Here is an 18,067-nt window from a genome sequence, read left to right as displayed (position 1 = left end):
CCCCCGGAGAAAAAACCCTCAGTGGTTGCGCGGGAAGCCCAGGTCCACGCCCGCCGGGGCGTCGGCCGGGTCCGGCCAGCGGGTGGTGACGACCTTGCCGCGGGTGTAGAAGTGCGTGCCGTCGTTGCCGTAGATGTGGTGGTCGCCGAAGAGCGAGTCCTTCCAGCCGCCGAAGGAGTGGTAGCCGACGGGGACCGGGATCGGGACGTTCACGCCGACCATGCCGGCCTCGACCTCCAGCTGGAAGCGGCGGGCCGCGCCGCCGTCCCGCGTGAAGATCGCGGTGCCGTTGCCGAACGGCGAGGCGTTGACGATGTCCAGGGCCTCCTCGTAGGTCTCCGTGCGCAGGACGCACAGGACCGGGCCGAAGATCTCGTCCTGGTAGGCCTTGGCGGACGTGGGCACCTTGTCGAGGAGCGAGATGCCGATCCAGTGGCCGTCCTCGAAGCCGTCGACGGTGTAGCCGGTGCCGTCGAGGACCACCTCGCAGCCCTCGGCCGCCGCGCCCTCGACGTAGGAGGCCACCTTGTCGCGGTGGACCTTGGTGATGAGCGGGCCCATCTCGGAGGCCGGGTCGTCACCGGGGCCGATCTTGATCTTCTCGGCACGCTCGCGGATCTTCTCCACCAGTTCGTCGCCGATCGCGCCGACGGCGACGACCGCGGAGATGGCCATGCAGCGCTCGCCGGCGGAGCCGTAGGCGGCCGAGACCGCGGCGTCGGCGGCCGCGTCGAGGTCGGCGTCGGGCAGGACCAGCATGTGGTTCTTGGCACCGCCCAGGGCCTGCACGCGCTTGCCGTTGGCGGAGGCGGTGGTGTGGATGTAGCGGGCGATGGGGGTCGAGCCCACGAAGGAGACGGCCTTGACGTCCGGGTGCTCCAGGAGGCGGTCGACGGCCACCTTGTCGCCGTGGACGACGTTGAAGACGCCGTCCGGAAGGCCCGCCTCGGCGAGCAGCTCGGCGATCTTGACCGACGCCGACGGGTCCTTCTCGGACGGCTTCAGCACGAAGGTGTTGCCGCACGCGATGGCGAGAGGGAACATCCACATCGGCACCATCGCCGGGAAGTTGAACGGGGTGATGCCCGCGACGACGCCGAGCGGCTGACGGATCGAGGACACGTCGACGCGGCTGGCGACCTGCGTCGACAGCTCGCCCTTCAGCTGGACGCTGATGCCGCAGGCCAGGTCGACGATCTCCAGACCGCGCGCGACCTCACCGAGGGCGTCGCTGTGGACCTTGCCGTGCTCGGCGGTGATCAGCTCGGCGATCGCGTCCCGGTTGGCGTCCAGCAGGGCGCGGAACGTGAACAGGATCGAGGTGCGCTGGGCCAGCGAGGACTGGCCCCAGGTCAGGTAGGCCTCCTTGGCGGCGGCGACCGCCGCGTCCACCTCGTCGACCGAGGCGAACGCGACCTTCGTCGTCACCTCGCCGGTCGCCGGGTTGGTCACCGGCCCGTACGTGCCCGAGGCGCCTTCGACGGTCTTGCCGCCGATCCAGTGGTTGACGATCTTCGTCATGGCCGGGAACTCCTTCACAGATGGCGGCGTCGGGTGGAGACGTGCCGTTCGTACAGCTCACGTGCCTTGACCGCGGACGGCCGTGTCGCGGTCTCGGCCACGGGTACATCCCACCAGGCCTGCGCGGGAGGCGCGCCCGACACTGTGTCTGCCGTTTGGGTCTCGACGTAGACACATGTGGGAGTGTCGGACGCCCGGGCCTCGGCGAGGGCCTCCCGCAGGTCCCGCACGGTCTTCGCGCGCAGCACGCGCATGCCGAGGCTGGCCGCGTTGGCGGCGAGGTCCACGGGCAGCGGCGGCCCCGTGTACGAGCCGTCCTCGCAGGGGTAGCGGTAGGCGGTGCCGAACCGCTCGCCGCCCACCGACTCCGACAGCCCGCCGATGGACGCGTAGCCGTGGTTCTGGATGATCAGGACCTTGATCGCGATGCCTTCCTGCACGGCCGTCACGATCTCCGTCGGCATCATCAGGTACGTGCCGTCGCCGACCAGCGCCCACACGGGCCGGTCCGGGGCGGCCATCTTCACGCCGATGGCGGCGGGGATCTCGTAGCCCATGCAGGAGTAGCCGTACTCCAGGTGGTACTGGTCGGGCGACCGGGTCCGCCACAGTTTGTGCAGGTCGCCGGGGAGGGAACCGGCGGCGTTGATCAGGATGTCCGACTCGTCGGCGAGTTCGTCCAGGGCGCCGAGGACCTGGGGCTGGGTCGGGCGGGTGTCCGGTTCGTCGACCTCGTAGCAGGCGTCGACGCGCTGCTCCCAGCGCTCCTTGTCCTCGGTGTACTCGGTGGCGTACGCCGGCGCGACCCGGTGGCCGTGCATCCGCAGCCTCTCGACCAGTTCCTCCAAACCGGTGCGGGCGTCGGCGATCAGGGGCTGCCCGGCCAGCTTGTGGCCGTCGAAGGGGGCGATGTTGAGGTTCAGGAACCGCACGTCCGGGTGGGAGAAGAGCGTGCCGGAGGCGGTGGTGAAGTCGGTGTAGCGGGTGCCGATGCCGATCACCAGGTCGGCGGTGCGGGCCAGTTCGTCCGCCGTCGCCGTGCCGGTGTGACCGATGCCGCCGACGTCCTGGGGGTGGTCGTGACGCAGGGATCCCTTGCCGGCCTGGGTGGAGGCGACGGGGATGCCGGTGGCCTCGGCGAACTCGGCGAGGGCCTCCTCGGCGCGGCTGTGGTGGACGCCGCCGCCCGCGATGACCAGCGGCCTCCTGGCCGAGCGGATGATCCGTACCGCCTCGGCGAGTTCCGCCGGGTCGGCGCCGGGACGCCGTACGGTCCAGACGCGCTCGGCGAAGAACTCCTCGGGCCAGTCGTACGCCTCGGCCTGCACGTCCTGGGGCAGGGCGAGGGTGACGGCGCCGGTCTCGACCGGGTCGGTCAGGACGCGCATCGCGCCGAGCGCCGAGGGGATCAGGGCCTCGGGACGGGTGATCCGGTCGAAGTACCGCGACACCGGGCGCAGGCAGTCGTTGACCGACACATCGCCCGCGTAGGGCACTTCGAGCTGTTGCAGGACCGGGTCGGCGGGGCGGGTGGCGAAGACGTCGCCGGGCAGGAGCAGCACCGGCAGGTGGTTGATGGTGGCGAGGGCGGCGCCGGTGACGAGGTTGGTGGCGCCCGGGCCGATGGAGGTGGTCACCGCGAGCGTGGACAGGCGGCCCGACTGGCGGGCGTAGCCGACCGCCGCGTGCACCATGGCCTGCTCGTTGCGGCCCTGGTGGTACGGCATCTCCTCGGTGTGCTCCAGGAGCGCCTGCCCGATGCCGGCGACGTTGCCGTGGCCGAAGATGCCCCAGGTGGCGCCGATGAGCCGCCGCCGGACGCCGTCGCGTTCGGTGTACTGGGCGGCGAGGAAGCGGACGAGGGCCTGGGCCACCGTCAGCCTGGTCGTCTTCAGGGTCATCGGTACCCCTCCGTGTGAAGCGGCGTGGCCGGAACGGACCTTCGTGGGGGCGTCGGCGCCGCCCCCACGCGAGGGGAAGACGGGCCGGCGGGCGAAACCGTTCGGGCCGTCGATTCCCCTGTGGTGGGTCTCCCCCGGCTCCGGCCCCGGCACCCCGCCGGGCCGGTGCTCGCCGAGCTCGCCGGGGAGTGAGTGAGCAGGCAGGCGCCGCGTTCCTCGGCGGAGACCTCCGGCGCGGGGCCGTAGCGGGCGGGGAGTTGTCGCTCGCACTTCGCTCCTGCCAAAGCAAAGCGGCCTCCCGCGCCGGAGGCGATCTGGGTCCGGGCGTCATGGGGCGCGTACGCGACGTCGGTCACCGACGCGCACACGCTCTCCCGGCCCGGGAGGGGGAACTCTTCGTCTTCGAGGCGCACGGTGCACGCGCCGTCGAGGGGCGGCACGATCTCCGGGACGTGGTTCACGCCGGCGGTGGTGTCCTCGGGGACGAACAGCTCACTGGTCATGCCACGGTCCTCACAGCAGTCCGACGGCGGTGTCCACGGCGGCGGCCACGTCGCCGTCGGCCGGGTACAGCAGCGAACGCCCCACGACCAGCCCGCACACGGTGGGCAGTTGGAGGGCGCCGCGCCACTTCTCGTACGCCCCGTCCTGGTCGTCGCCCACCTCGCCGCCGAGCAGCACGGCCGGCAGTGTGGAGGTCGCCATGACCTCGGCCATGTCGTCGGGGTTGTCGGTCACCGGGACCTTCAGCCACGTGTAGGCGGAACTGCCGCCGAGGCCCGAGGCGATGGCGATCGACTTGGTGACGGCCTCGGCCGAGAGGTCGTTGCGCAGCCGGCCCGTCGCGTCGCGCCCGCAGAGGAACGGCTCGACGAAGACGGGGAGTCTCCGGGCGGCCATGGCGTCGACGGCCCGGGCAGTGGACTCCAGGGTGGTCAGCGAGCCCGGGTCGTCGTAGTCGATGCGCAGCAGGAGCTTGCCCGCGTCGAAGCCGAGGCGCTCGATGTCCTCCGGGCGGTGGCCGGTGAAGCGGTCGTCGAGTTCGAAGCTCGCACCCTGGAGGCCGCCGCGGTTCATGGAGCCCAGGACGACCTTGCCGTCGAGGGCGCCGAGCAGCAGCAGGTCGTCGAGGATGTCGGCGGTGGCGAGGACACCGTCCACACCGGGGCGCGACAGCGCCAGGCAGAGGCGTTCGAGCAGTTCGGCGCGGTTGGCCATGGCCGTGGCGCGGCCGCCGACGCCGAGGGCGCCGCGGGCCGGGTGGTCGGCGGCGACGATCATCAGGCGGCCGGAGTCGTTCAGCAGCGGTCGGCGGGGGCGGCGGGCGGCGGCCTCGGCGATCGCCTCCGGGCGGTGGCTGCGCAGGCGGACGAGTTCGCGGACGTCGACGGTCACCGGACGGCCCCTGCCGTGACGGCCGCCTCGATCTCGCCCGGGGTGGGCATCGCGGACGAGCACTCCAGGCGCGAGGCGACGATGGCCCCGGCGGCGTTGGCGTACCGCATGGTCTTCTCCAGGTCCCAGCCGGCCAGCAGGCCGTGGACGAGACAGCCGCCGAAGGCGTCGCCGGCGCCGAGGCCGTTGAGGACGTTCACCGGCAGCGGCGGCACCTCGGCGCTCTCGCCGGCGCTGTTCACCGCGAGGACGCCCTTGGGGCCCTGCTTGACGACGGCCAGTTCGACACCGGCCTCCAGGAGGGCGCGGGCGGCGGCATGGGGTTCCCGCTCGCCCGTGGCGACCTCCACCTCGTCGAGGTTGCCGACCGCGACGGTGGTGTGGCGCAGGGCCTCCCCGTAGAAGGGGCGGGCGGCCTGGGGGTCCGTCCAGAACATCGGGCGCCAGTCGAGGTCGAAGACCGTCGGGCCGCCCTTGGCACGGTGGGCGAGGGCCGCGAGGGTCGCCGTCCGGCTGGGCTCCTCGCTCAGGCCCGTGCCCGTGACCCAGAAGACCCGGGCCTCGCGGATCGCGTGCAGATCGAGCTCGTGGGCGTCGATCTCCAGGTCGGGTGCCTTGGGCTGCCGGTAGAAGTACAGCGGGAAGTCGTCCGGCGGGAAGATCTCGCAGAAGGTGACCGGAGTGGGCAGGCCGGGGACCGGGGTGACCCAGCGGTCGTCCACGCCGAAGCTCTGCAGGGCCTCGTGGAGATAGCTGCCGAAGGGGTCGTCGCCGGTGCGGGTGATCACCGCTGTCCGCCGTCCCAGACGCGCCGCGGCGACCGCGACATTGCTCGCCGAACCACCGAGGAACTTGCCGAAGGACGTGACCTGCGGCAGTGGGACGCCCGTCTGGAGCGGATACAGATCCACTCCGATCCGCCCCATGGTGATCAGGTCGTACGCCATCGGTGTCCCCTCGGTGCTCGGCTCTCCCCGGCTTTGTAGCCCTCTCGCGAAGCCGTGTCAATATTTTGTCCGGACATTCGGACCAGATCATGACAGCGCTTTCCGGTTGTCCCCGTCCGTGTCCCACGGTTCCGTAGTCTTCAGCCCTGCGTCCCGGTCCGTCTCTCCGGACGGCTGATGCTCGGCAAGGGCTCCGCGCGCCGCGTCAAGGCGCCCCGCCGACACTCCGCTGTACGCCTTTGCCCCGGGTGTGTCACAAACACCCTCTTCTCGTCACACATGTCGCGTGTACGCGAATCTTCGGTCACACCCGGCGCACAGGCCCTGCCCCGTCTCACCGGGAGTCGTTGACCGGACACAGGCTTGTTGATCGCCAGCGCAGCGCCCGGCTCCCCCGTCCGGCCGGCCCCGGCCGCCGCCGTGGTGCGCGCGGGGAGGTGCACGTCATGACCGACCGAAGGCTCTGGTCCTACAAGGAGATCGCGGCGCACATCCGGGTGCAGCCGGATACCGTGCGGTCCTACCGCAAGCACGGGCTGCTGCCCCCGCCCGACCATGTCGAGAGCGGCAAGCCCTACTGGTACGCCGACACCGTCCGGGCGTGGGTCGCCTCCCGGCCCCGCAACCGCGGCCGAAGAGCCGACTGATCCCTCCCCGTCCGGCCTCGTGCCCCACCACCGCGTGGGGCACGGTCATCTCAGGGGCGTCGGCCCCGGACGGCGTGGGCCGCCACCCTCCGCACGGGCGTCGTCAGCTCCACGGCTCGATGACCCTCACGCCCGCTCCCGGTGCCGTCCCCATCGCCGCCAGCGCGGACGGGACCTCGTCCAGCGCGATCCTCGACGTCACCAGCAGGTCGGGGCGCAGCACCCCGCTGTGGACCAGCTCCAGCATCGGCGGGTAGCTGTGCGCGGCCATGCCATGACTGCCGAGGAGTTCGAGCTCCAGGGCGATCACGCGGCCCATCGGCACGGGTGTCGTCCCGGTCGGCGAGGGCAACAGGCCGACCTGGACGTGCCGGCCGCGGCGGCGCAAGCCGTCCACGGAGGCGGCGCAGGTGCCGGGTGAGCCGAGGGTGTCGAGGGAGAGATGGGCGCCACCGGCGGTCAGCTCGCGGATCGCGGCCGCGGTGTCCGCCACGCCCGTCGCGTCGACGCACTGGGCCGCTCCGAACTTCCGCGCCAGCTCAAGGGCGGCGGGCGACACGTCGACCGCCACGACCCGGGCGCCCGAGGCGGCCGCGATCATCACCGCCGACAGCCCCACCCCTCCGCAGCCGTGCACCGCGACCCACTCCCCCGCCGCGACCCGGCCCTGCTGCACCACCGCCCGGTACGCCGTGGCGAACCGGCAGCCGAGTGAGGCCGCCGTGGCGTAGGACAACTCCCCCGGCAGCGACACGAGGTTCACGTCGGCATGGTCCAGCGCCACGTACTGGGCGAAGGAGCCCCAGTGCGTGAAACCGGGCTGCGTCTGGCGCTCGCACACCTGGTGGTCACCGGCCGCGCAGGACGAGCACGTGCCGCAGGCGCAGATGAACGGCACGGTGACCCGGTCGCCGGGCCGCCACCGGCCCACCCGGGCGCCCACCGCCTCGACGACACCGGCCAGTTCGTGCCCGGGCACATGCGGGAGTGCGATGTCGGGGTCGTGCCCCTGCCAGCCGTGCCAGTCGCTGCGGCACAGCCCGGTGGCCTCGACCCGGACGACCACCCCGTGCTCCGCGGGCTCCGGGTCGGCGACCTCCCGGACCTCGGCCGCCTCCCCGCCGCTCGAACACCACGGCCCGCATGGCCCACCCGCCTTTCACTCGTGTCGTGTCCGGGGCGTCGGCATCCGGCCGCCCGCCCCTGCGGCCTCCCCGGACGGTCCGACGCTAGCGGGTGCCGCGTCAGCCTGCCGACGCGCCGACCTTGTCCCTGACGGGTTCGGCCTTGCCCGCCGCCGGTTGAGGCGCGTCGCCCTCGCTCAGGCCGAATCGCTCGTGGAAGCGGCGCAGTGGGCCCGGGGCCCACCACGTGGCGCGGCCGGTGAGGCGCATGACGGCCGGGACCAGGAGGCTGCGGACGATCATCGCGTCCATCAGGACCGCCAACGCGATGCCCAGGCCGAGCATTTTGGTGTTGGTGACCCGGGACGTGCCGATGGCGACCATGACCACGGCGAGGATGACGGCGGCCGCTGTGATCAGCCCGCCGGTGCGGGCCAGGCCGTGACGGACGGCCTGGTCGTGGTCGCCGGTGTGGTCGTACTCCTCCTTGATGCGGGAGAGCAGGAAGACCCCGTAGTCCATGGACAGGCCGAAGGCCACGCAGAACATCAGGACCGGCAGGGTCGTCTCGATGGAGCCGGGGCTGGTGAAGCCCAGCAGGCCGGACAGGTGGCCGTCCTGGAAGACCCAGACGACCGCCCCGAACATGGCCGTCAGGCTCAGCGCGTTGAGGACGACCGCCTGGATCGGTATGAGCACGCTGCCGGTGAGGAGGAAGACCAGGAGCAGGGTGACGACGGTGATGAAGACGGCCGCGAGCGGCAGTCGCTCGCCTATGGCGTTCTTCGAGTCGACCAGGACAGCCGCCGTGCCGGTCACCTTGGTGTCGAACGGCGCCCGGACCTCGCGCAGGTCGCCGACCAGACGCTGGGCCGGATCGTCGACCGCCTCGCCCTTCGGCAGCACCGTGAAGTACGCCGAGTCGCCCTTCACCAGCGGCCCGTCGACCCGCAGCACATCGGGCAGTGCGGCGATTCGCTGCTTGTAGGTGCCGTACTGCGCCTCGGTGGCGCGGCCTTCGGCGAGCACTTCGAGGCCGCCGCCGGGGCTGCCCGGGAAGCCCTCCCGGATGTGCTGCTGCACGGTGTGCGACTCGGAGGACGACGGCAGCTGCCGGTCGTCCGCCGTGCCGAACTTCACGCCCAGGAAGGGCAGGCCGAGCAGGACGAGGACGGCTGTGGTGCCGAAGGCGAAGAACGGGGCGCGGCGCATGACGAGCGCCGCCGTGCGGGCCCAGGCCCTGCCTTCGTCCTCGGAGGGCTCAGGCCGCTGCCCGCGCAGGAAGAGACGGCGCAGGTCCAGGGCGTTCACCCGGTGGCCCAGCAGCATCAGCGCCGCCGGGAGCAGGATCAGCGCGGCCGCGGCGGCCAGCAGCACCACGGCGATCCCGGCGTAGGCGAAGGAGCGCAGGAAGTACTGCGGGAAGACGAGCATCGCCGCCAGGGAGACCGCGACCGTGAGCGCGGAGAACAGCACGGTGCGGCCCGCTGTGCGCAGGGTCGTGCCGATCGCGGTCAGGGGCTCGGCGCCGGCGGACAGTTCCTCCCGGAAGCGACGGACGATGAAGAGGGCGTAGTCGATGGCGAGGCCCAGGCCGAGGGCCGTGGTGAGGTTGATGGCGAACACGGACACGTCGGTGAGCTCGGTGAGGCCGCGCAGGACGGCGTTGGTCCCGAGGATGGCGACGATGCCGATGCCGAGCGGCAGCAGGGCGGCGACGGCGCTGCCGAAGACCATCACGAGCAGCACCAGCGTCACGGGCAGGGCGATGAGCTCGGCCCGGGTGAGGTCTTCTTGGATGACCGTCTGCATCTCGTACCGCACGGCGACCGGGCCGCCGATGGAGATGTCCACCGGGCCGTGCGTGCCGCGGTAGTGGGACGCCAGGCGCTCCAAGGTCTCGCCGGCGGTCTTCTCGTCGCCGGTGATACGGGCGGCTATCAGCGCCTCGTGCCCGTCCTCGGCGCGCAGGGCCGGGGTGCCTGACTGCCAGTAGGAGCCCACGCCGGTGACGCCCCGCTCGCCCGCGAGGCGCTCGGTGAGCCGCTCGGCCTCGGCGGCGACGGCCGGGGCGTCGACCGAGGCGTCGCCCGCGTCGACCAGGAGCAGCAGGTTGGGCTGGGAGCCCGGGAACTCGCGCTCCAGGGCCTTGGTCGCGTAGGTGGACTCGGCGGCCGGGTCCTCCCAGCCGCCGGCGCCGAGCCGGTCGGCGACACCACTGCCGGCCAGCACCGCGAGCGCGGTGAGCACCAGCGCCACCAGCAGCGACAGTCCGGGCCGGGCGGTGACGAAACGGGTCCAGCCTCCGACGCGCGGTGGTGTGTTGACTTCGGTCATCGTGCGGTGTCCCCTTCACCGTGACCCGTGTCCAGGCGCAGCCTGGCCGCACGGGGCTGCCATAGACTGGCAAACACGAGAGTTCGCTCGCATTCTGCCGACTCCAGAATGCGAGCGCCCACTCGCGTTTGTCAATCGCGTTCTGAGACCTGGGGATAGGGCGTGCCCGAGAAGACCGAGAAAGCCGATACCGAGACGCCGGCGAGTGCGACCGCGGCCGGGACACCGACGGCGGCGACCGAGGCGACGTCGAAGGAGACGGCGGCGGCCGGGACGCCGGCGGCGGCAGCCGAACCGAGGCCGAAGGAGACGGCGGCGGCCAAGCCGAGGTCGAAGGAGACGGCAGCGGCCGGGACGCCGGCGGCAGCAGCCGAACCGAGGTCGAAGGAGACGGCGGCGGCCGAGGATCGGCCGCGCCGCCGCCAGGCCCGCGGTGAGCGCCGGATCGCCCAGTTGCTCGAAGCCGCCGCCCGGGTCTTCTCCACGACCGGCTACACGGCCGCCAGCACCAACGCCATCGCCCGTGAGGCGGGCGTCTCCCCCGGGACGCTGTACCAGTTCTTCCCGAACAAGGAAGCGATCGCGATCGAGCTGGGAAGCCGGCTCATGCACGAGATGCGGCAGTCGTACGACGAGGTCCTCACCCCGATCGACCCCGCGACGACCCCGCTCGAAGAGGTGATCGCCGGGACGGTCGACCGCTTCATCGAGTTCAACTGCCGCCATCCGGCCTTCTTCGTGCTGATGCACGGCCCGGACATCCCGGGCCGCATCGCAGAGGAACACGACGCGCTGCACACCACGCTGACTGCCCGGGTCCAGACGATCCTCGCTCCGTTCGCACCCGACGCGCCCGCCGAGGCCGTCACCCGCACCGCCCAGATGTGCGTGGGCATCTACAAGGCCGGCCTGGAGCTGATCCTGGCCCACGAGGGCGACGAGCAGGAGGCGTACGTCCAAGAGGTGAAGGACGCCCTCCTGCGCTATCTGCGACCCCTGACGGGGACGTCGTGAACCAATACCCCCTAGGGGTACAGTTGGGTGTGCGGCCCCCCAAAGGACCCCACAGCCCCACACGCCTCGACGAGGAGTAACGACATGACCGCCCAGACCGACACCACGGGCCCCGTCACCACCGTCTTCAAGGTGAGCGGCATGAGCTGCGGACACTGCGAGGGCGCGGTCTCCGGCGAGATCTCACAGATCTCCGGCGTGAGTTCGGTGACGGCCGTCGCCAAGACCGGCGAGGTCACCGTCGTCTCCGCGGTCCCGCTCGACGACGAGGCCGTGCGCGCCGCCGTCGACGAGGCCGGCTTCGAACTGGCCGGGCGGGCCTGAACCCACCCGAGTGCGGCACCCGGCCGGGTCTGAGACGCGCCGGATCCGGCACTCGTACCCGGGTACGGGCCGTACGCCGCCGCCCTCGGCCCGTACGGCCCGTTCCGCTTCCCGGGCGCCCCGCATCTCCTGGAGTGAGGACATGACCAGCACCACCGCCCATGCACCGGCCGGCCGCGAGCCGGCCCTCGCCGAGGTCGAGCTGCTCATCGGCGGGATGACCTGCGCCTCCTGCGCGGCCCGCGTGGAGAAGAAGCTCAACCGCATGGACGGCGTCACCGCCACGGTGAACTACGCGACGGAGAAGGCCCGGATCACCTACCCCGAGGGCACCGAGGTCGCCGATCTGATCGCCACCGTGGTGAAGACCGGGTACACCGCCGAGGAGCCCGCGCCCCCACGCGAGGAGACCGCCGCCGAGGCGGAGGACCCCGAGACGGCGGCTCTGCGCAGCCGCCTCACCGTTTCCGCCGCTCTCGCCGCGCCCGTGATCCTGCTGGCGATGGTTCCGGCCCTGCAGTTCGACAACTGGCAGTGGCTCTCGCTCACGCTCGCCGCCCCGGTCGTCGTCTGGGGTGGGCTGCCCTTCCACCGGGCGGCCTGGACGAACGCCCGGCACGGCGCCGCCACCATGGACACGCTGGTCTCCCTCGGCACCCTGGCCGCGTTCGGCTGGTCCCTGTGGGCGCTGTTCCTGGGCGACGCGGGCATGCCGGGCATGCGGCACCCCTTCGAGCTCACGGTCGCGCGCGGGGACGGCGCCTCTTCGATCTACCTGGAGGTCGCTTCCGGGGTCACCGCCTTCATCCTGCTGGGCCGCTATCTCGAGGCCCGCTCCAAGCGCCGCGCCGGAGCCGCGCTCAGGGCGCTGATGGAACTGGGCGCCAAGGACGTGGCCGTGGTGCGGGACGGGCGGGAGGTGCGAATCCCCGCGCAGCGCCTGGCCGTCGGCGACCGGTTCGTCGTACGGCCCGGTGAGAAGATCGCCACCGACGGCACGGTCGTCGAGGGCGCCTCCGCGGTGGACGCCTCGATGCTGACCGGCGAGTCGGTGCCGGTGGACGTGGCACCCGGAGACCCGGTCACCGGTGCGACGGTCAACGCGGGTGGGCGGCTGGTCGTGGAGGCCACCCGGGTCGGTGCCGACACCCGGCTCGCGCGGATGGCGAAGCTGGTGGAGGACGCGCAGAACGGCAAGGCCGAGGTGCAGCGGCTCGCCGACCGGATCTCCGGGATCTTCGTGCCGGCGGTGCTGCTGATCGCCGTCGCCACGGCCGGGGCGTGGCTCGGGCTGACCGGCGACGGCGTCGCCGCGTTCACCGCGGGCGTCGCGGTGCTGATCATCGCCTGCCCGTGCGCCCTGGGCCTGGCCACCCCGACCGCCCTGATGGTCGGCACGGGCCGTGGCGCCCAGCTCGGCATCCTCATCAAGGGCCCCGAGGTCCTGGAGTCCACCCGCCGGGTCGACACGGTCGTCCTGGACAAGACCGGCACCGTCACCACCGGCCGCATGACCCTCCACGAGGTGCATGTCGCCGAGGGCGCCGACGAGAAGGAGGTGCTGCGGCTCGCGGGAGCCGTCGAGCACGCCTCCGAGCACCCCGTCGCCCGCGCGATCGCCGCGGGCGCGGAGGAGAGGGCCGGTCACCTCCCGGACGTCGAAGGATTCGAGAACGTCCCCGGGCGGGGCGTGCGCGGACGGGTGGAGGGCCGTGAGGTCGCCGTGGGGCGGCTCTTCGACGACGTGCCGCCGGAGCTGGCCCGCGCGCGGGACGGGGCCGAGCGGGCCGGGTACACGGCCGTGGTCGCCGGCTGGGACGGGACGGCACAGGCCGTTCTGGCCGTGGCGGACACCGTCAAGGAGACCAGCGCCGAGGCCGTGCGCGCGTTGCGCGCACTGGGGCTCACGCCGGTGCTGCTGACCGGGGACAACCGCGCGGTGGCCGAGACCGTGGCCGCGGCCGTGGGGATCGAGAAGGTGGTGGCCGAGGTCCTGCCCGAGGGCAAGGTCGACGCGGTGCGGCGGCTGCAGGCCGAGGGGCGGGTCGTCGCCATGGTGGGCGACGGTGTCAACGACGCGGCCGCGCTCGCCACCGCCGATCTGGGCCTGGCCATGGGCACCGGCACGGACGCGGCGATCGAGGCGGGCGATCTGACGCTGGTGCGCGGTGATCTGCGGGTCGCGGCGGACGCGATCCGGCTGTCCCGCCGGACGCTGGCCACGATCAAGGGCAATCTCGTGTGGGCCTTCGGCTACAACGTGGCCGCGCTGCCGCTGGCCGCCGCGGGCCTGCTGAATCCGATGATCGCCGGGGCCGCGATGGCCTTTTCGTCGGTCTTCGTCGTCACGAACAGTCTGAGACTGCGGACATTTCGGTGAAGTAGTCGGAATTCCCCCCACGTTCATGGCGAATGCGATTTGAGCCCCTCTGGAGTCCCGGGCCCGGCTCACATAAGCTCTTCACAAGGCTCGCGCATCATCCTTACGCTTGGGTCTCCAACGACATATCCGGGCTCTTGCGCATCTAGCGGACATAAGCAAGAGACGCAGATCACAGTGATGTGAACGTAACCATCGAAGGGGTTCGAAGGTCTAAGTTGACGGTGTCAGGGAGCGTCTTGGGGGGCGCCACCTGGCATCTGGAGATGTCTTGGGGGACTTCTCCGGATGGGGGTACCTCCCTGCTCGAACGGAGTTGAGAGCTTGGGGGAGCGTCGCCGGGGCACGTACACCGGGAAGCTTTGAGCGGCCCTCCCGGGCGTGCGCTGTCCCGGCAGATCGCACACCACCGCAGTACGACGAGTTCTGCTCGTTCTGCTCAACAGCGATTCAGGCGCTGTCCACAGACGCCCGGCCGGATCCCGTGGGGGGAATCCGTACCGGGACTGGGAAGGCGCCCTGGTCGTCGGCCCGTGGGGGGACCGACGCCGGGGCGCCTTCTTTTATCGCCCCCGGACCTGCCTCTTCAGTCCGTCCCGTGAACTCTGCGCCCGCCCCGTGAGTTCTGCGCCCGGCGCGTGGCCGAGCACGCGAAAGCCCCCGCACCCGCCGGAGCGACCGAGCGGATACGGGGGCCCGAAGCCGTGGGGCGCCTCAGCGCTCCTCGACGGGCACGAAGTCGCGCTCGACCACGCCCGTGTAGATCTGGCGCGGGCGGCCGATACGGGAGCCCGGCTCCTTGATCATCTCGTGCCACTGGGCGATCCAGCCCGGCAGGCGGCCCAGGGCGAACAGGACCGTGAACATCTCGGTCGGGAAGCCCATGGCCCGGTAGATCAGGCCCGTGTAGAAGTCGACGTTCGGGTAGAGGCTGCGCGAGACGAAGTAGTCGTCGGAGAGCGCGTGCTCCTCCAGCTTCAGCGCGATGTCCAGCAGCTCGTCGGACTTGCCGAGCGCGGACAGCACGTCGTGCGCGGCGGCCTTGATGATCTTGGCGCGCGGGTCGAAGTTCTTGTAGACCCGGTGGCCGAAGCCCATCAGGCGGACGCCGTCCTCCTTGTTCTTCACCTTGCGGATGAAGGAGTCGACGTCACCGCCGGAGTCGCGGATGCCCTCCAGCATCTCCAGCACCGACTGGTTGGCGCCGCCGTGCAGCGGGCCCCACAGGGCGTTGATGCCGGCGGAGATCGAGGCGAACATGTTCGCCTGCGAGGAGCCGACCAGGCGGACCGTGGACGTCGAGCAGTTCTGCTCGTGGTCCGCGTGCAGGATCAGCAGCTTGTCGAGCGCGGACACCACGGTCGGGTCGAGGTCGTACTCCTGCGCCGGGACCGAGAAGGTCATGCGGAGGAAGTTCTCGACGTAACCGAGGTCGTTGCGCGGATAGACGAACGGGTGACCGATCGACTTCTTGTACGCGTACGCGGCGATCGTCGGGAGCTTGGCGAGCAGGCGGATCGTGGAGAGGTTGCGCTGGCGCTCGTCGAACGGGTTGTGGCTGTCCTGGTAGAACGTGGACAGCGCCGAGACGACCGAGGACAGCATGGCCATCGGGTGGGCGTCGCGCGGGAAGCCCTTGTAGAAGTTCTTGACGTCCTCGTGCAGCAGGGTGTGCTGCGTGATGTCGTTCTTGAACGTCGAGAGCTCGTCGACCGTCGGCAGTTCGCCGTTGATCAGCAGGTAGGCGACCTCCAGGAAGGTGGAGCGCTCGGCCAGCTGCTCGATCGGGTAGCCGCGGTACCGCAGGATGCCCGCTTCGCCGTCCAGGTACGTGACGGCGGATTTATACGCGGCCGTGTTGCCGTAACCGCTGTCCAGCGTCACCAGACCGGTCTGGGCGCGGAGCTTTCCGATGTCGAAGCCCTTGTCACCGACGGTGCTGTCGATCACCGGGTAGGTGTACTCGCCGTCGCCGTACCGCAGTACTACAGAGTTGTCGCTCACGTCTTCCCTCACCGACGTTGTGCCTCATCTTCGAGGTTGCCCTGACTGTCTCTACCATCCCCCACTTGGCTCAGGAGAGTGCACTCGGGGTCGACCATCGGGCCTATTGGCGGCACTGAGTGCCGTCAACTTGCTCATCCTGCCCCCTGTGTTCCCCTTCCGGAAGTGTCTTGTGACCTTCACGACTCATTTGATCGATCATTTTTCGTTGAACCGAGCCGGAAGTCGAGTGCCGTGCACCGTCGGCCCGCCGAAACCGTGCGCACCGCCTGGCCGATCGCCTTGCGCGAACCGACCAGGACGACCAGCTGCTTGGCCCGCGTGACCGCCGTGTAGAGCAGGTTCCGCTGGAGCATCATCCAGGCGCCCGTGGAGACCGGGATGACGACCGCCGGGTACTCGCTGCCCTGGGAGCGGTGGATCGTCACGGCGTACGCGTGGGCGAGTTCGTCGAGCTCGTCGAACTCGTAGGGCACCTCCTCGTCCTCGTCCGTGAGCACCGTCAGGCGCTGGTCGACCGGGTCGAGCGAGGTCACCACACCGACGGTGCCGTTGAAGACACCGTTCTCGCCCTTCTCGTAATTGTTGCGAATCTGGGTGACCTTGTCTCCGACGCGGAAGACCCGTCCGCCGAATCTCTTCTCGGGCAGGTCGGGGCGGCCGGGGGTGACGGCCTGCTGGAGCAGGCCGTTGAGGGTGCCCGCGCCGGCCGGGCCCCGGTGCATGGGCGCGAGGACCTGGACGTCCCGCCGGGGGTCCAGACCGAACTTGGCCGGAATGCGGCGCGCCGCCACGTCCACGGTGAGCCGGCCGACGGCCTCCGTGTCGTCCTCGACGAAGAGGAAGAAGTCCTTCATTCCGTCGGTGAGCGGGTGTCGGCCGGCGTTGATCCGGTGGGCGTTCGTCACCACGCCCGACTGCTGGGCCTGCCGGAAGACCCGGGTGAGGCGGACGGCGGGGATCGGGCCGCCGTCGGCCAGGAGGTCCCGGAGGACCTCGCCCGCACCGACGCTGGGCAGCTGGTCCACGTCCCCCACGAAGAGCAGGTGGGCTCCCGGTGGGACCGCCTTGACCAGCTTGTTGGCGAGGAGCAGGTCCAGCATGGACGCCTCGTCGACCACCACCAGGTCGGCGTCCAGCGGGCGCTCGCGGTCGTAGGCCGCGTCGCCGCCGGGCTTGAGCTCCAGCAGGCGGTGCACGGTGGAGGCCTCGGCGCCGGTGAGCTCGGACAGGCGTTTGGCGGCCCGGCCCGTGGGGGCGGCCAGCACGACCTTCGCCTTTCTGGCGCGGGCCAGTTCCACGATCGAGCGGACCGTGAAGGACTTGCCGCAGCCGGGCCCGCCGGTGAGGACGGCGACCCTCTCGGTCAGCGCCAGTTTGACGGCGGCCTCCTGCTCGGGCGCGAGATCGGTGCCCGTGCGCCCCTTGAGCCAGCTCAGGGCCTTCTCCCAGGCCACGGTCCGGAAACCCGGCATGCGGTCCTCGCCGGTGCGCAGGAGACGCAGCAGCTGGGCGGCGAGGGAGAGTTCGGCGCGGTGGAAGGGGACGAGGTAGATCGCGGTGACGGGCTCCCCGCCCTCGGGGCCCGGCACCTTCTCCCGTACGACGCCGGGCTCCTCGCCGTCCTGCTGGGGTTCGGCCAGTTCCGCCAGGCATTCGATGACCAGGCCCGTGTCGACCTGGAGGAGCTTGACCGCGTCCTTGATCAGCTGCTCCTCCGGGAGGAAGCAGTGCCCCTGGTCGGTGGACTGGGACAGCGCGTACTGCAGGCCCGCCTTGACGCGCTCGGGGCTGTCGTGCGGGATGCCGACGGACTGGGCGATCTTGTCGGCGGTGAGGAAGCCGATGCCCCAGACGTCGGAGGCGAGCCGGTACGGCTGGTTCTTCACGACCGAGATGGAGGCGTCGCCGTACTTCTTGTAGATGCGCACGGCGATGGAGGTGGAGACCTCGACCGTCTGGAGGAAGAGCATGACCTCCTTGATGGCCTTCTGCTCCTCCCAGGCATCGGCGATCTTCTTGGTGCGCTTGGGGCCGAGCCCGGGGACCTCGACGAGTCGCTTGGGCTCCTCCTCGATGATCCGGAGGGTGTCCATGCCGAAGTGCTGGGTGATCCGGTCGGCGAAGACCGGGCCGATGCCCTTGACCAGGCCGGAGCCGAGATAGCGGCGGATGCCCTGGACGGTGGCCGGGAGGACGGTCGTGTAGTTCTCTACGTGGAATTGCTTTCCGTACTGCGCGTGCGAGCCCCAGCGGCCCTCCATACGCAGGGACTCGCCGACCTGGGCGCCGAGCAGCGCACCGACGACGGTGAGCAGGTCGCCGGCGCCTCTGCCGGTGTCGACCCGGGCGACCGTGTAGCCGTTCTCCTCGTTGGCGTACGTGATGCGTTCGAGTACGCCTTCCAGTGTGGCCAGTCGCCGCTCGCCCGCCTGGGCGGCCCCCGCCTGATCGGTCATGATCCGACGGTACC

General features: G+C 71.1%; 12 protein-coding genes and 1 pseudogene. 4 read left to right on the top strand and 9 right to left on the bottom strand.

The window, feature by feature from the left end; all coding sequences use genetic code 11:
* Positions 1 to 18 precede the first annotated feature (18 nt).
* From mmsA to iolC, 5 genes are read right to left on the bottom strand one after another with little or no spacing between them, the layout of a single operon-like run.
* On the bottom strand, positions 19 to 1,521 hold the full coding sequence (gene mmsA / locus ACIQHQ_RS01480; RefSeq protein ID WP_402608967.1) for a CoA-acylating methylmalonate-semialdehyde dehydrogenase: 1,503 nt from the start codon (positions 1,519 to 1,521) through the stop codon (positions 19 to 21).
* Positions 1,522 to 1,535: 14 nt separating this feature from the next.
* The gene (gene iolD / locus ACIQHQ_RS01475) at positions 1,536 to 3,422 is read right to left on the bottom strand and encodes a 3D-(3,5/4)-trihydroxycyclohexane-1,2-dione acylhydrolase (decyclizing) (protein WP_402608965.1); all 1,887 of its coding nucleotides are present in this window, start codon (positions 3,420 to 3,422) and stop codon (positions 1,536 to 1,538) included.
* A complete protein-coding gene (locus ACIQHQ_RS01470; protein ID WP_402608963.1) occupies positions 3,419 to 3,925 on the bottom strand; it encodes a 5-deoxy-glucuronate isomerase in 507 nt (168 codons plus the stop codon). Before ACIQHQ_RS01470 ends, iolD begins: the two co-directional genes overlap by 4 nt.
* Positions 3,926 to 3,935: 10 nt before the next feature.
* Positions 3,936 to 4,817: a deoxyribose-phosphate aldolase gene (locus ACIQHQ_RS01465; protein WP_402608961.1), complete on the bottom strand. Its 882-nt coding sequence runs from the start codon at positions 4,815 to 4,817 to the stop codon at positions 3,936 to 3,938.
* Positions 4,814 to 5,764, bottom strand: coding sequence for a 5-dehydro-2-deoxygluconokinase (gene iolC, locus ACIQHQ_RS01460; RefSeq protein WP_402608959.1), 951 nt, complete (start codon positions 5,762 to 5,764; stop codon positions 4,814 to 4,816). Before iolC ends, ACIQHQ_RS01465 begins: the two co-directional genes overlap by 4 nt.
* 446 nt (positions 5,765 to 6,210) lie before the next feature.
* Between iolC and ACIQHQ_RS01455 the strand changes: the two genes are divergently transcribed.
* Positions 6,211 to 6,411: a helix-turn-helix transcriptional regulator gene (locus tag ACIQHQ_RS01455; protein WP_402608957.1), complete on the top strand. Its 201-nt coding sequence runs from the start codon at positions 6,211 to 6,213 to the stop codon at positions 6,409 to 6,411.
* Between the two features lie 103 nt (positions 6,412 to 6,514).
* On the opposite strand, the pseudogene ACIQHQ_RS01450 reads toward ACIQHQ_RS01455, so the two are convergent.
* Positions 6,515 to 7,556, bottom strand: a pseudogene (locus tag ACIQHQ_RS01450) (zinc-dependent alcohol dehydrogenase family protein).
* Positions 7,557 to 7,655: 99 nt separating this feature from the next.
* Positions 7,656 to 9,872, bottom strand: a complete 2,217-nt coding sequence (locus ACIQHQ_RS01445) for an MMPL family transporter (protein ID WP_402608955.1) — start codon at positions 9,870 to 9,872, stop codon at positions 7,656 to 7,658.
* Positions 9,873 to 10,034: 162 nt separating this feature from the next.
* Here ACIQHQ_RS01445 and ACIQHQ_RS01440 point away from each other — a divergent pair, with 162 nt between their 5' ends.
* The 3 genes from ACIQHQ_RS01440 (at position 10,035) to ACIQHQ_RS01430 (ending at position 13,590) form a co-directional block, all read left to right on the top strand.
* The gene (locus tag ACIQHQ_RS01440; protein WP_402608953.1) at positions 10,035 to 10,886 is read left to right on the top strand and encodes a TetR family transcriptional regulator; all 852 of its coding nucleotides are present in this window, start codon (positions 10,035 to 10,037) and stop codon (positions 10,884 to 10,886) included.
* 84 nt (positions 10,887 to 10,970) lie between these two features.
* On the top strand, positions 10,971 to 11,210 hold the full coding sequence (locus ACIQHQ_RS01435) for a heavy-metal-associated domain-containing protein (protein ID WP_402608952.1): 240 nt from the start codon (positions 10,971 to 10,973) through the stop codon (positions 11,208 to 11,210).
* Between the two features lie 142 nt (positions 11,211 to 11,352).
* The gene (locus ACIQHQ_RS01430; RefSeq protein ID WP_402608950.1) at positions 11,353 to 13,590 is read left to right on the top strand and encodes a heavy metal translocating P-type ATPase; all 2,238 of its coding nucleotides are present in this window, start codon (positions 11,353 to 11,355) and stop codon (positions 13,588 to 13,590) included.
* A 714-nt stretch (positions 13,591 to 14,304) separates the two neighbouring features.
* Here ACIQHQ_RS01430 and ACIQHQ_RS01425 read toward each other — a convergent pair.
* Positions 14,305 to 15,594: a citrate synthase gene (locus ACIQHQ_RS01425; protein WP_363121849.1), complete on the bottom strand. Its 1,290-nt coding sequence runs from the start codon at positions 15,592 to 15,594 to the stop codon at positions 14,305 to 14,307.
* 179 nt (positions 15,595 to 15,773) lie between these two features.
* The gene (locus ACIQHQ_RS01420; protein WP_402608947.1) at positions 15,774 to 18,053 is read right to left on the bottom strand and encodes an ATP-dependent RecD-like DNA helicase; all 2,280 of its coding nucleotides are present in this window, start codon (positions 18,051 to 18,053) and stop codon (positions 15,774 to 15,776) included.
* Between the last annotated feature and the right edge of the window lie 14 nt (positions 18,054 to 18,067).

The organism is Streptomyces sp. NPDC092370 (assembly GCF_044755265.1).
Classification (GTDB): domain Bacteria; phylum Actinomycetota; class Actinomycetes; order Streptomycetales; family Streptomycetaceae; genus Streptomyces.
The sequence above is the reverse complement of the archived record's forward strand: the minus strand, read 5'-3'. Positions and strand labels throughout refer to the sequence as shown.

Bases quoted from the DNA above. Each gene is read 5' to 3' on its own strand.
- ACIQHQ_RS01435 (WP_402608952.1), top strand. From the start codon at position 10,971: ATGACCGCCCAGACCGACACCACGGGCCCCGTCACCACCGTCTTCAAG.
- ACIQHQ_RS01445 (WP_402608955.1), bottom strand. From the start codon at position 9,872: ATGACCGAAGTCAACACACCACCGCGCGTCGGAGGCTGGACCCGTTTC.
- ACIQHQ_RS01455 (WP_402608957.1), top strand. From the start codon at position 6,211: ATGACCGACCGAAGGCTCTGGTCCTACAAGGAGATCGCGGCGCACATC.
- mmsA (WP_402608967.1), bottom strand. From the start codon at position 1,521: ATGACGAAGATCGTCAACCACTGGATCGGCGGCAAGACCGTCGAAGGC.
- ACIQHQ_RS01470 (WP_402608963.1), bottom strand. From the start codon at position 3,925: ATGACCAGTGAGCTGTTCGTCCCCGAGGACACCACCGCCGGCGTGAAC.
- ACIQHQ_RS01420 (WP_402608947.1), bottom strand. From the start codon at position 18,053: ATGACCGATCAGGCGGGGGCCGCCCAGGCGGGCGAGCGGCGACTGGCC.
- ACIQHQ_RS01430 (WP_402608950.1), top strand. From the start codon at position 11,353: ATGACCAGCACCACCGCCCATGCACCGGCCGGCCGCGAGCCGGCCCTC.
- iolD (WP_402608965.1), bottom strand. From the start codon at position 3,422: ATGACCCTGAAGACGACCAGGCTGACGGTGGCCCAGGCCCTCGTCCGC.
- iolC (WP_402608959.1), bottom strand. From the start codon at position 5,764: ATGGCGTACGACCTGATCACCATGGGGCGGATCGGAGTGGATCTGTAT.